This is a genomic window from Brevundimonas sp. S1H14, from assembly GCF_047716865.1.
Taxonomy (GTDB): Bacteria; Pseudomonadota; Alphaproteobacteria; order Caulobacterales; family Caulobacteraceae; genus Brevundimonas; species Brevundimonas naejangsanensis.
In genome coordinates this window covers 2,487,559-2,500,787 of the sequence record NZ_CP136679.1, presented here as the reverse complement: position 1 = coordinate 2,500,787, position 13,229 = coordinate 2,487,559, and the positions used below count along the sequence as shown (strand labels likewise).

The following is a 13,229-nucleotide window of genomic DNA, read 5'->3' as shown; positions in this document are numbered from 1 at the left end:
GTCTTAGGGCGCCAGCCGGGCACGGCCGATCCACACCGCCGCCGCTGTCGATGTCGCTTCCACCGCCGGAACAGCCTTTCCGCACGCCGCAGCGGCCAGCGCCGCAGCGTCCTGACCCGGCGTGATGGGGGCCGGGGGCGCGTTCTCGGGCGTGACAGGGCCTTCGGTCCCGTCCGCGCGCAGCGACGCGAAATCCAGCCGGTCGGCCGTCCAGGCGGCGCAGTCGAACCGCCACCACGACCAGCCGCCGACATAGGCGACGCCGCCGATCAGCATGTCTTCGCGGCTGATCTGCAGCGACCGCATCCGCACGACAGAGGCTCCCTCGTCGGGCTCCGGCATGGTCGACGCCAGATCAGCGAAGACGGCGAACCGGTTGCTGCTGGTAAAGGCCAACAGCGGCGGCGGCGCGGCTTCGACGGCGGGCGGCGGCGGGGGGATGGTCAGCATGCTTGCTCCGAGGTGCGCCGGTGTTCGGTTTGGATTAACCCTGTCCGCATACCCGATGTTGAAACGGCCAGGCTAGACAGCCGTCATGTATCACGCGCCGCATGGTTTTGACCCCTCCGGTCCCCCGCCTGACCGCCGTCGTCGGCAGCGGGCGCCGTTTCGCCAGTCGCGGCGTCCGGACGAGCGGATCATCCTGCTGGGCGAGCCGGTCGATCTGGTCCGTCCCGAAGAGGTGCTGCTGCATCTGGAACGCAGCGTGGACGCGGGCGTGCAGACCATCGTCGCCAACCACAATCTGCACAGTCTCTATCTGATCCGGCGCACGCCGGGGATGCGGCGTCTGTACGAGGCGGCCGATCTGATCGAGCTGGACTCGACGCCCCTGATCCACTTCGCGCGTCTGCTGGGCTATCCGGCGCGGCCGCACCATCGCTGCACCTATCTGGACTGGCGCGACCATTTCTGGAGCCTGGCCGACCGCAGGGGCTGGCGCGTCCTCTATGTCGGCGGCGCCGACGGCGTGGCCGATGAGGCGGCGCGCCGCCTGACGGCTCGCTACCCGCGCGCGACGGTGAAGGGGCTCAGCGGCTATTTCGACGCCACTCCGGGGTCTCTGGGCAATACGGCGGTTCTGGCGGCGATCAGGGATTTTGCCCCCCACGTGCTGTTCGTCGGCATGGGGATGCCGCGTCAGGAGCTGTGGATCGCGGACAATCTGGCCTCCCTGCCAGCGGTTCCGATCCTGCCGGTGGGCGCCGCCTTCGACTATGAGGCCGGGGTGCAGAGGGCCGCGCCGCGCTGGATGGGGCGGCTGGGCGTCGAATGGCTGTTCCGCCTGTTCGCTGATCCGAAGCGGCTGTTCACGCGCTACTGCATCGAGCCGTGGTTCCTGATCGGACCCGCCTTGAGCGACGTGCGCGCAGCCATGCGGCGCCGAAAGCGCTGAACTCTTCCTCCCCATGAAATGGGGAGGGGGGACCGCGAAGCGGTGGAGGGGCTTTGCGACAGCGAACCAAGCGGCCCCTCCGTCTCGTCGGCTGCGCCGTCGATCCACCTCCCCATTTCATAGGGAGGAGAGGCGCCCTTACCTTACGCAGTCACGATCTCTTCGGCCTGTTGCAGGTCGACGCTGACCAGCTGGCTCATGCCGCGTTCGGGCATGGTGACGCCGTAGAGGCGGTCCATCCGGCTCATGGTGACGGGGTTGTGGGTGATGACGATGAAGCGGGTGTCGGTGCGGCTGCGCATCTCGTGCAGCATCCGGCAGAAACGGTCGACGTTGGCGTCGTCCAGCGGCGCGTCCACCTCGTCCAGCACGCAGACCGGCGCCGGATTGGCCAGGAAGACGCCGAAAATCAGGGCCGCCGCCGTCAGGGCCTGCTCGCCGCCGCTCATCAGGCTCATGACCGACAGCCGCTTGCCGGGCGGGCAGGCGTAGATCTCCAGCCCCGCCTCCAGCGGATCGTCGCTCTCGACCAGTTTCAGCTCGGCCTGACCGCCGCCGAACAGGGCCTCGAACAGGGTCTTGAAGTTGGTGTTGATGACGTCGAAGGCGGCGATCAGCCGCTCGCGCCCCTCGGCGTTCAGTTCGTCGATGCCGTCGCGCAGTTTGGCGATCGCCTGCGTCAGGTCGATGCGCTCGGTCTTCATGGCGCTGAGCCGGTCGCCGTATTCGGCTGCCTCTTCCTCGGCGCGCAGGTTGACGGCGCCCAGGGCCTCGCGCTCGCGCTCAAGGCCGTAAAGCAGGCTCTCAGCCCCCGCCGCGTCGGGCGGACGAGCTATGGCGTCGTCGGTCAGTTTCCGGCCCAGTTCCTCGGGCGACATCTGCGCCGTCTCGCGGATGTTGGCCGCGCTCTCGGCCAGCTTTTCGGCCGCCGCCTCGGCGCGAGCGGAAAGGCCCGCCCGGCTTTCGCGGGCCTGAGACGCGCCCGTTTCGGCGGCGCGGGCGGCGCGGTCGGCTTCCTGAGCGCCCGCCTCGGCGACAGCCACGGCGTCGGTCGCCGCCTGCTTGCGCTTCTCGGCCTCGGCCAGAGTGTCCATCAGGGCGTTGCGCTGTTCAGCGAAACCGGCGGGCGCGGCCTCGGCCTTCGTCAGGGCCGTTTGCGCCTTCTCCGCATCGCGCTCCAGCGTCTTGAGGCGGGCGGCGCTGTCGCCGGATCGCGTGACCCAGCCTTCGCGGGCGCGGGTCAGACTGCCCAGTCTTTGCTCGCGCATGGCGCGGTCGCGGGCTTCCTCATCGCGGGTCGAGCGGGCGGCCTGCGCCGCCAGCCGGGCGCGCTCGGCTCCGCCGCGCGCCTCGGTCAATTCCTGTCGCAGGCCGACCACCACGTCGGACGACGACTCCACCGAACTGGCCTCGGTGAAGGCGGCCTCGGCCTCCTGCACTTCGCCTTCAAGCCGGGCGACGCTTTCGTCCAGCGACTGGGCGCGAGCCTCCTTGCGGGCCTGATCGCGCATCAGGGATTCCAGCCGGTCACGCGCCGAGACCACCTGTTTGTCTAGGGTGAAGGGGCGCAGGCGCGCGGCCTTCACTTCCTCCTCGGCGGCGCGGAAGGCTTCGCCTGCGGCCTTCAGCGCCCCTTGCGCCGTCTCCAGCGCGGGCTTGCCTGTGTCGATCTCGGCTTCCAGTTCCGAAAGACGGGTGCGCTGGGCCAGACGCACGGCGGCGGGGCGGGGCGCCTCGGTGCGGCTGACGAAGCCGTCCCAGCGATAGAGGTCGCCCTCGACCGTGGTCAGGCGCGCGCCGCGCGGCAGGGCGCGGGCCAGTTCAGCGATCCGCGCGCGCGGGGCCACGCCGCAGAAGGCCAGACGCGCCGCCAGCTGATCCGGCGCCGTCACATGGGCGGACAGGGGCTCGACGCCTTGCGGCCAGTCCGGCGGCGTCGCGTCTGCGCCTGCCCAGTGCGCCGGGGCGCGGGCGTCCAGCGCGGCGTCCAGATCATCGCCCAGCGCCGCCGCCAGCGCGGCCTCATACCCCTTGGCCGCCGACACCTGATCCAGCGCCGGAGGGTGCTCGCGCTTGCCCGTGACCAGCAGTTGCGCCAGCCCGCGCGCCTCGGTCTGCAGACGGCCCAGCCGGTCCTCGGCGGCGCGGGCGGCGGTGCGCGCTTCCTGCTCGGCGCGAGCGATGTCGCTGCGTTTCGCCTCGGCGGCCTCGACGGCCTCGCGCGCTGAGGCCAGTTCAGCCTGCGCTGTCTCCAGCGCCGCCTTGGCCGTCTCGATCTCGGGCGTCTCCAGCGGACCGAGGGCCTCGCGTTCACGGCGGGCCTGTTCGTGCTGGCCCTTCACCCGCGCCAGTCGGGCCTCGGCGTCGCGCTTCCTCGCGCTTTCGGCATTCGCGCGGGCCTCGACGGCGGCCAGCGTCCCGGCCAGCCGCTCGACCTCGGCGTCGGCGGCCTTGCGCGCGTCTTCGGCCTCCAAGAGGGCGCGTTCCAGCTCCGGCCCGCGTTCGGGGGCGGCGGCGATCTCGGCCTTCAGCTTCTCCAGTTCGCGGTCCAGCCGTTCCAGTTCGCGCCCGGCGTCGGCGGCCATGCCGTCCTCGCGCGCGCGGTCGGCCTCGATGCGGGCGACCTCGGCCTTGAGGCGGTCGACCTCGGCGCGGGCGGCCTGTTCGGCCATGTCCAGCCGGTCGCGCTCGATGATGGCGCGGTTCAGCAGGGCGGTGGCCACCGCGTCTTCCTCGCGCGCAGGCTTCAGCCCTTCCTGCGCGTTCAGGGCCGCCGTCTGGGCCGCCGCCGCCGCCGTGGTCGTTTCGGCCGCCAGCCGGTCGGCCTCGCGCAGTTCGGCCGCCGCCGTTTCGGCCGCCGTCTTGGCGTCGGTCCAGCGGACGTAGAGCAGGGCCGCTTGAAGCGCGCGGATCTCGGCCGAGATCTTCTTGTACTTCTCCGCCTGGCGCGCCTCGCGCTTCAGCCGGTTCAGCGTCGACTCCAGCTCCTTGCCGATGTCGTCCAGCCGGTCGAGGTTGGTCTCGGCGGCCCGTAGCCGCAGTTCGGCCTCGTGACGCCGGGTGTGCAGGCCCGCCACGCCCCCGGCTTCTTCGAGGATGCGGCGGCGGTTTTGCGGCTTGGCGGCGATCAGTTCGCTGATCTGGCCCTGACGCACCAGAGCCGGGCTGTTGGCGCCGGTCGAGGCGTCGGCGAACAGCAGTTGCACGTCGCGCGCCCGCACCTCCTTGCCGTTGATGCGATAGGTCGAGCCGCGACCGCGCTCGATTCGGCGCGAGACCTCCAGCATGGGGCTGTCGGTAAAGGGTTGGGGCGCCCGCTTGCTGGCATTGTCGATGGTCAGCTGGACTTCGGCGTGGTTGCGCGGCGGACGGCCTGCGGCGCCGGCGAAGATCACGTCCTCCATGCCCTGGCCGCGCATGGCCTTGGCCGAGTTGGCGCCCATGACCCAGCGCAGGCTTTCCAGCACGTTCGACTTGCCGCAGCCGTTCGGCCCGACGATGCCGGTCAGCCCGGCCTCGATCTGCACCTCGGCCGGGTCGACGAAGGATTTGAAGCCGACGAGCCGGAGGCGCTGGAACTGCATCGCGTCGGCGTCAGCGCGCCCGGATCAACGGGTCGATGGCCGCTGACAGGGCCTCCAGCGAATGGTCTTCGACCCGCTTGCCGTTGACGAAGAAGGAGGGGGTGCCCGTAACGCCTGCGGCCACGGCGCCCTCTACCTCGGCCTGCAGGGCCTGGCTGGTGGCGGGGGCCTTCAGACAGGTCTCGATCTGTTCCTGCGTGCGGCCGCTGGCGGCGATGGCGTTCATGAACCATTCGCGGGCGTCGCCTTTTTCGAAGGCGGCGGCCTGACCGCTCATGAAGGCGCGGGCCACGTCGAAAAAGCGGTCCGGCGCAGCGCATCGCCCGATGCCCGCCGCTGTCGAGGCGATCTGGGCCGGGGCCGTGGGCATGTCGCGGAACACCAGCCTTGCCTTGCCGGTGTCGATATAGCGGGCCTTGAACTGGGGCAGCACCTCATTGGTCCAGTCGGCGCAATGGTTGCAGGTGAAGGAGGCGTACTCGATCACTGTCACGGGGGCGTCGGCGCGGCCCATCACCCGGTCGGCCGTCGTCACGGCCGGGACCGCCGCCTGCGCGGAGGACGAGGATGCGGCGGACTTGCGGACCAGGTCCAGCGCGGCGGCCGGAGCGGCGCTCAGGCCGACAATCGCCAAGGCCGAAATGAGAGGCAGGATGTGACGGGTCATAAGCGGTTTATAGCAGGGGATCGATGTGGGCTGACAGGCCCGACAGTGATTTGTCATTCACGATCTGGCCGTTGACCATGAAGGTCGGCGTGCCGGTCACGCCGGCCGCTGACGCCTGTCTGATCCGCTGCTCAAGGGCGGCGATGGCGGCCTTGTCAGAGGTGCAGGTCTTGAACTCAGCCTCGCTGAGACCGGCGGCCTGCGCCGTGCGCAGAAGGACGTCGCGCGGGGCGGCGCCGCTGTGCATATCGGCCTGTGATCGCATCAGGTGGTCGATCACCTCGAAATATTTGTCCTCACCGGCGCAGCGGGCGATCAGGAAGCCCGCGACGGCCACGTCCTGAGGGGGTGTCGGGAACTCGCGGAAGACGAAGCGGACTTTTTGATTATCGACGTATTTGGCCTTGAAACCAGGCCAGACCTGTTCGTTCCAGGCGGCGCAACCGGCGCAGGTGGTCGAGGCGTATTCGACCACCGTGACCTTGGCCCCTTCGGCGGCGCCGATCGCCATGTCGCCTTCGGCCGCCGCCTTGCCGCCGCCGCCCTGGCCGCAGGCGGACAGGATCAGGGCCATGACCGCCATGCCGACGATCGTTGAACGCTTCATCATGTCCGCCCCCCTCCGTTTGGACGTTTACTTCGCCAGCGCCGTGTCGATGGCCTCGGATAGGCCGGACAGGGAGCTGTCGGCCACGTTCACGCCGTTGACCGTGAAGTAAGGCGTGCCGGTCACGCCGGCGCTGATGCCGGCCTGAATGCGCTTCTCCATCGCATCGATGGCGGCCTTGTCGCGGATGCAGTCGTTGATCTGCTGCTCGCTGAGGCCCGCCGCCTGACCGGCGCGGAACAGGGTGGTGCGCGGCGCCACGCCCGCCAGCCATTCCTTCTGGCTGGCCATGATGTCGTGAACGACGTCGAAATACTTGTCCGGACCGGCGCAGCGGGCGATCAGGAAGCCGGCGACGGCGATGTCCTGCGGCGGCGTCGGGAATTCGCGGAAGACGTAGCGGACCTTCTTGGTGTCGATGTATTTGGTCTTGAACTCGGGATAGACCTCCTCATTCCAGACGGCGCAATGACCGCAGGTGATCGAGGCGTATTCCACGACGGTGACCTTGGCGCCTTCCGGCGCGCCCTGGGCCATGTCGCCTGCGACTTCGCCCCCGGCGCCGCCGCCCGAACAACCGGCCAGCACGGCCATCGAGGCCAGGGCGGCGGCGGACAGGGCGGCGCGGCGGCTCATGGCGGCGTATTTGAAGGTCGGGGCCATTGGAGGTCCTTGTCAGAAATGAGATGCGGAACCGTCGCGCGATTCTCGCGCGCGAGCGAAAACGTCTGAATGTCGAGAACGCCGGTGGCGAAGGTTTGTCAACGTCACTCTTTGCGCGGGGGCTGCGACAGCACGGCGCGCCCCAGCTTGCCCAGCGCCGCCTTCAGCCCGTCAGGGGCCGCCTCGACCGAGGCGTTCAGCTCCGCTTCCATCGCGGCGGGCAGGGGCGGCATGACCGCGCGGCCGCGCGGGCGGGGCCTGGCGCCCTCGGCAGGCAGGGGCTTCACCGGCCCTTGGGCGATGCGCAGTTTCTCGACCGAACCTGCGCCCAGAAACAGGTTCACCCGCTGGATGATATCAGCCGACTGGTGCTGGACCAGCAGGGCGGCGGGGCCTGCGACGCGCAACTCCAGCGTTCCGCCCGCATTGCCGCGTCCCTTGGTCAGCTTCTGCGGGCGAGTGACGCGGGCCAGACGTTCGCCGACGATCTCGACCCAGCGCGGCTCCAGCGCCGAGGCGCCGCGCCCGAACTGGGCGTCCAGCTTCTTGATCAGCGGCGCCAGCGACCGGCCCGCAGGGGGCGGCGGGCGCAACGGCGGGCGCGTCCGGCGTCGAGCCAGGATTTCGCGCGCTTCGCTTTCGGTGGGCAGGGGACGACGCATTCGTCCTATATAGCCTGACCGATGACCGACGTCCCCTCTCTCCGCGCCGCCCTGCTTGATTGGTACGACGCCCATGCGCGCAGCCTGCCGTGGCGCGCGCCGCCGGGGGCGAAGACGAAGACCGATCCCTATCGCGTCTGGCTGTCCGAGGTGATGCTGCAGCAGACGACGGTGCCGCACGCCGCGCCGTATTTCGAGCGGTTCACGACGCGCTGGCCGACGGTGGCCGACCTGGCGGCTGTCGAGGACGCGGAGTTGATGGCCGCCTGGGCGGGGCTGGGCTACTACGCCCGGGCGCGAAACCTTCTGGCCTGCGCCCGCGCCGTGGCGGCCGAATACGGCGGCGTCTTTCCCCAGACCGAGGCCGAGCTTCTGGCCCTGCCGGGAGTCGGCGCCTATACCGCCGCCGCCGTGGCCGCCATCGCCTTCGACCAGCCCGCCAATGTCGTCGACGGCAATGTCGAGCGGGTGATGAGCCGCCTGTTCGCAGTCGAGACCCCTTTGCCCGCCGCGCGGCCCGAACTGCGGCGGCTGGCGGCCCTGTTTGTGGACGAGCACCGGCCGGGCGACTGGGCGCAGGCGCTGATGGATCTGGGCTCGGGCGTCTGTCGGCCCCGGTCGCCGCTGTGCGATCAGTGTCCGCTCGCCTTCGGCTGCGAGGCGCTGAAGACGGGGACGCCTGAACGCTATCCCCTGAAGACGAAGAAGGCCGAGCGGCCGCATCGGCGCGGCCACGCCTATGTGCTGACGGATGGCGCGGGTCGAGTCGCCCTGGTGCGGCGGCCGGACAGGGGGTTGCTGGGCGGCATGGCGGGCCTGCCGACCTCGGACTGGAGCGCGGCGCCGGATTTCGCCCCGCCGACCGGGGGCGACTGGCGCGCGGCCGGATCGGTCGAGCACGTCTTCACTCACTTCAGCCTGACGCTGGAGGTGCATGTGGCGACGGGCGAGGGCGATTTCTCATGGACCCCGGCGGACGAGGCGGCCAAAGCCCTGCCGACCGTGTTCAGGAAGGCGCTGGAGCGGGCTCTGGGCGCCGCCTAGCCCGTCGCCCTTAGGTTCACCGTCCCGCTGCGTTCGCGTGGCATGACCACCACATGACCGTTCAGGCGTTGGAAGTGCAGGTCGATCACCCCGTCGCCGACCTTCAGCCGCGTGATCGACAGTCGATCCAGCCCGGCGGGCAGGGCGGGATTGTTGACCTCGACCAGACCCTCGGCGGCGTCGATGCTCAGGCCCAGCACCGACTGCATCATCAGAAAGACCGACCCGGCCGCCCAGGCCTGCGGCAGGCAGGCGACCGGATAGGCGATGGGCGGTTCGCCCGTTTCGCGCACGAAGCCGCAGAACAGTTCGGGCAGGCGCATCTGGAAATGGGCGGCCGAGCCGTAGATCTCGCCCAGCAGCATGGCCACGGCATGCCGCTCGCCGTAACGCGCCATGCCGGCCGCAGCCAGCGCCGTGTCGTGCGGCCAGACCGAGCCGTTGTGATAGCTCATCGGGTTGAAGCGGGCCTGCCCCTTGGCCAGGGTCCGCAGGCCCCAGCCTGAGCGGAACTCGGCCGTCAGCATCCGCCGCGTCACCCGCCGCGCCCGCTCGTGCGAGGGCAGGCCCGTGAACAGCAGGTGCCCGGCGTTGGAGCCTATGGCCCGGCATTGCTCGCCGTCGCCGTCCAGGGCGATGGCGTAGAAGCCCTCGTCCTCCATCCAGTAGCGCTCCTCGACCAGGGCGCGCAGCGCCTCGGCCCGGTTCGCCCATTCGTCGGCGCGGCCGTCGCCGAGGACGGCGCCCATTTCGGCCAGAGCCTTCCAGGCGGCGAAGGCGTAGCCCTGGACTTCCAGCAAGGCGATCGGCCCCTTGGGAAAGCGGCCGTCGACGTGGAAGATGGAGTCTTCAGAATCCTTCCAGCCCTGGTTCGACAGGCCGGTGTCGGCCGCGCGGGCGTAGTCGATCAACCCGTCGCCGTTGCTGTCGCCGTAGTCGTTCATCCAGCCCGCCGCCGCGATCAGATTGGGCCACAGGACGCGGATCGTCTCATAGTCGTTGGTGCGTCTGGCATAGGCGCCGGCCAGGGCGATGAACAGGCAGGTGGTGTCGACCCCGCCGTAGTAGAGGCCGAAGGGGACCTCTCCCAGCACGCTCATCTCGCCGCCGCGCGTCTCGTGCATGATCTTGCCGGGGGCGGAGTCCATGAAGGCGTTGGTCTCGGTCGCCTGACGCGAGGCCAGATAGGTCAGCACCCCCTTGGCCAGGCCGGGGTCGATCCACAGCATCTGCCAGGCGGTGATGATGCCGTCGCGGCCGAACGGGGTCGAGAACCACGGCGTCCCGGCGTAAGGATAGGGGCCGGTCGGCAGGTCGGTGACCAGAAGGGCGATATCGGCGCGCGACTGCCGCAGCCAGTCGTTGAAGCCCTGGTTGCGTCCGCCCTCGACGATCGCGCCCCTGCGCAGCCGCCGCCGCATGGCCAGTCGCGCCAGAATGCCGTGCCAACGCCAGCGCGTCTCGTCCGGCTGGTCGCAGGCGTCCAGACCGCATTCGATGAACAGGTCCAGGCTGCGCCCGCGCGGCAGGCTGAACATGAACTCGGCCCGATTGGCGCTGAGGCGGGCGGGCGGCTCGGAAAAGGCCAGGCAGCTGGTGCGTTTCACCCCGTCCAGCCCCGTATAGCTGAAGGTGACGCGCCGGCCGTCGATCACCGGCGGATGGATTTCGCCGCGCTTGCTTCTCGGCGTGCCGCGCACCTGAAAGATGTCGACGAAGTCGGCGTCGAACTCGAACGTCAGCGGCAGCAGGATATCCTCGACGCCGTGGTTGACCATCCGCACCCGTTCGAACAGCCTCCGGTCCCATATGAAGCGCCGCCGCTCCAGATGCAGCACCCCCGCCGGGGCCGAGCGCCCGCCCATCGGCGGCAGGGGCCGGTTGGTCGAGTGGCAGGTGAAGAAGACATTGTCCTTGGTCACGCCTGAACTGAGCCGCGACGGCCGCGTCCGTCCGACCGTCAGGACGAAGCGCGACAGCAGCCGCGTGTCCCGCTCGAACAGGCCGTCGGCGCCCGCCTTCACATCCCCCCAGTGATCGGCGACCAGGAAGGCGTCGCCGTCCTTCAGGGCCATCAGGGTCTCAAGCCCGTCCTGATCATTGGTGTCGGCGGCCGTGGCCTGGACCGAATAGGCGTCGTCCATAAGCGTCTCCGCTTGCGGTTCAGCTCCCCCGCCTGGTTCGAAGCGAACGGTCGGGGTCGCAATTCAGTTCAGATGAAAACGGCGAGGCTCGTCAGGCCAGGGCGGCGAAGGTCTTCTCTTCCTCCAGAACCCGCATAGGCGCAGCAAAGGGTCGCCGCGCCAGAATCCCGCCGTAGACGTCCAGATAGCGACGCGCCATCGCCGTAGCCGAGAACCGCAGGTCGAAACGGCTGCGGATATCCTCGCGGTTCAGTTCAAACGCCTTGGCGGTTGCAGCGACCGCCTCCTCCATTGTCGAGACCAGAAAGCCGGTGACGCCGTCCTCGATGATTTCAGGCGTTGAACCACAAGCGAAGGCCACGACTGGCGTGCCGCAGGCCATGGCCTCGATCATCACCAGGCCGAAGGGCTCGGGCCAGTCGATGGGGAACAGCAGGGCCTCGGCGCCGCCGAGGAAGGCCGATTTGTCCGCATCGCCGATCTCGCCGACGAACTCGACCAGAGGATTGTCTCGCACCAGCGGCTCGATCACCGTCTCCCAATAGACGCGGTCGGCCGCGTCGACCTTGGCTGCGATCTTCAGCGGTTTGTTCATCCGGGTCGCGATCTCGATGGCGCGGTCCGGGCGCTTTTCCGGCGAGATGCGGCCCAGGAAGGCCAGATAGCCCTGCGAACGGGGCGAGAATCGATAGAGGTCGCCGGGCATGCCGTGATGCACGGTGGCGCGCCAGTTCACATGGGGCAGGGGGCGACGTTGATCGTCGGAAATGGACACCAGGCCGAACTCCGACCAGCGCTCATAGACAGGCGCCAGGTCTTTCAGGTCCAGCCGTCCGTGCAGGGTTGTCACCGTCTTGTCAGCCCAGCCCTCGAAGAAGGGAAAGTGGATCATGTCGGTGTGGAAGTGGATGATGTCGAAGTTGTCGGCGCGGTCCAGCACTTCGGCCAACTGACCCATATGCGCCGCGAGATCTGACTTCAGCGGCGCAGGGTCAAGACGGATGGCCTGATCGCGGACAGGGACGAGGCGGGCGCGGGTGCGGGCATCGGCGCTGGCGAACAGGGTGACGTCGTGGCCAAGATCGACAAGGGCGTCGGTCAGGTGGGCCACCACCCGCTCCGTGCCCCCGTAAAGCCGGGGCGGCACGGCCTCATACAAAGGCGTGACTTGAGCAATTTTCATGACTGGCTCCTGCGCCGCGTTGATACGCGGCGCCGAAACCTCAATCCGCCCAGGTTCTCACGGGTTCCAGCGTTGCTGGAACGATAGTCCCCAATCCCGCCTACTGCATCCCGGCCCGGATCTCGGCGCGCAGAGCGTCAATGGGGCGCAGGCCAGTGTCCGTCTTGAAGCGCCAGTAGGTCCAGCCGTTGCACGCCGGAGCGTTTTCCAGGAGGGCGCCCAACTTGTGGATCGAGCCGGTCAGGGCGCCGGACACCAGCGAACCATCGGCCCGCACTCGCGCCTCGCGTTCGCCCTTGGGGCAGTACAGCTTGTCGCCCGGCGCCAGCAGCCCGGCCTCGACAAGAGCGCCGAACGGCACCTTGGGCTCGGCCTTCTTGGAGCCGGTGACGACCAGGTCTTCCGGCGCGGCGGGGATGACCGCCTTGATGCGCTTTTCAGCCAGCCTGGCGTAGGTCTCGTCGCGCTCGATGCCGATGAAATGACGACCCAGACGCTTGGCCGCCGCGCCCGTCGTGCCGGTGCCGAAGAAGGGGTCCAGCACCACGTCGCCGACGCGGCTGGCCGACAGCAGCACGCGGTGCAGCAGGGCTTCGGGCTTCTGGGTCGGATGGGCCTTGTTTCCGTCGTCGTCCTTCAGCCGCTCGTGGCCGGTGCACAGGGCCAGCGTCCAGTCCGAGCGCATCTGGGTGTCTTCATTGAAGGCCTTCAGCGCGTCGTAGTTGAAGGTGTAGCGCTTCTGATCGCGCGACTTGGCGGCCCAGATCAGGGTCTCATGGGCGTTGGTGAAGCGCGTGCCCTTGAAGTTCGGCATCGGGTTCGACTTGCGCCAGATAATGTCGTTCAGCACCCAGAAGCCCAGGTCCTGCATCGCCGCGCCCAGGCGGAAGATGTTGTGATAGCTGCCGATGACCCAGAGCGAGCCCTCGTCCTTCAGCACGCGGCGGCACTCGCCCAGCCAGGCGCGGGTGAAGGCGTCATAGGCGGCGAAGCTGTCGAACTTGTCCCAGTCGTCGTCGACCGCGTCGACCTTGGAGTTGTCGGGACGCAGCAGGTCGCCGCCCAGCTGCAGATTATAGGGCGGGTCGGCGAAGACCATGTCCACCGACTTGTCCGGCAGGCCTTTCAGCACCTCGATGCAGTTGCCACGCAGGATGACGTCGGTCTTCAACTCGGACATGGATAAGCGGCCCCGGACAGATGAGGCGCTTATGGTGAATCCTTACGGTTAAGGCAGAGTAACCAAGATTCAGAAGAGGCGAAGGAAATGGGGCGGCGC

11 protein-coding genes are annotated in these 13,229 nt (G+C 69.0%); 2 read left to right on the top strand and 9 right to left on the bottom strand.

The genetic code is table 11. From position 1 onward, the window contains the following. Positions 1-3: 3 nt before the first annotated feature. Positions 4-450, bottom strand: coding sequence for a hypothetical protein (locus RSD66_RS12140; RefSeq protein ID WP_346524902.1), 447 nt, complete (start codon positions 448-450; stop codon positions 4-6). Between the two features lie 85 nt (positions 451-535). Between RSD66_RS12140 and RSD66_RS12135 the strand changes: the two genes are divergently transcribed. Then, positions 536-1,396: a WecB/TagA/CpsF family glycosyltransferase gene (locus RSD66_RS12135; RefSeq protein ID WP_415288000.1), complete on the top strand. Its 861-nt coding sequence runs from the start codon at positions 536-538 to the stop codon at positions 1,394-1,396. A gap of 143 nt (positions 1,397-1,539) precedes the next feature. On the opposite strand, the gene smc is transcribed toward RSD66_RS12135, so the two are convergent. The 5 genes from smc to RSD66_RS12110 form a co-directional block, all read right to left on the bottom strand. Next, a complete protein-coding gene (gene smc / locus RSD66_RS12130) occupies positions 1,540-4,980 on the bottom strand; it encodes a chromosome segregation protein SMC (protein ID WP_415287998.1) in 3,441 nt (1,146 codons plus the stop codon). 10 nt (positions 4,981-4,990) lie between these two features. Continuing rightward, positions 4,991-5,647, bottom strand: a complete 657-nt coding sequence (locus RSD66_RS12125) for a DsbA family protein (protein ID WP_415287997.1) — start codon at positions 5,645-5,647, stop codon at positions 4,991-4,993. Positions 5,648-5,654: 7 nt separating this feature from the next. Continuing rightward, entirely contained in the window at positions 5,655-6,257 is a 603-nt protein-coding gene (locus RSD66_RS12120; RefSeq protein WP_415287995.1) for a DsbA family protein, read from the bottom strand. A gap of 24 nt (positions 6,258-6,281) precedes the next feature. After that, entirely contained in the window at positions 6,282-6,917 is a 636-nt protein-coding gene (locus RSD66_RS12115; RefSeq protein WP_415287993.1) for a thioredoxin domain-containing protein, read from the bottom strand. Between the two features lie 104 nt (positions 6,918-7,021). After that, positions 7,022-7,579: a DUF721 domain-containing protein gene (locus tag RSD66_RS12110; protein ID WP_415287991.1), complete on the bottom strand. Its 558-nt coding sequence runs from the start codon at positions 7,577-7,579 to the stop codon at positions 7,022-7,024. 21 nt (positions 7,580-7,600) lie between these two features. Between RSD66_RS12110 and mutY the strand changes: the two genes are divergently transcribed. Beyond that, a complete protein-coding gene (gene mutY / locus RSD66_RS12105) occupies positions 7,601-8,623 on the top strand; it encodes an A/G-specific adenine glycosylase (RefSeq protein ID WP_415287989.1) in 1,023 nt (340 codons plus the stop codon). Here mutY and RSD66_RS12100 read toward each other — a convergent pair. From RSD66_RS12100 to RSD66_RS12090, 3 genes are all read right to left on the bottom strand, one after another. Beyond that, positions 8,620-10,767, bottom strand: a complete 2,148-nt coding sequence (locus RSD66_RS12100; RefSeq protein WP_415287987.1) for a glycogen debranching N-terminal domain-containing protein — start codon at positions 10,765-10,767, stop codon at positions 8,620-8,622. The genes mutY and RSD66_RS12100 overlap by 4 nt on opposite strands. A gap of 91 nt (positions 10,768-10,858) precedes the next feature. Next, on the bottom strand, positions 10,859-11,950 hold the full coding sequence (locus RSD66_RS12095) for a glycosyltransferase family 4 protein (RefSeq protein WP_415287985.1): 1,092 nt from the start codon (positions 11,948-11,950) through the stop codon (positions 10,859-10,861). Between the two features lie 100 nt (positions 11,951-12,050). Beyond that, positions 12,051-13,130: a site-specific DNA-methyltransferase gene (locus RSD66_RS12090; RefSeq protein ID WP_415287983.1), complete on the bottom strand. Its 1,080-nt coding sequence runs from the start codon at positions 13,128-13,130 to the stop codon at positions 12,051-12,053. Positions 13,131-13,229 lie beyond the last annotated feature (99 nt).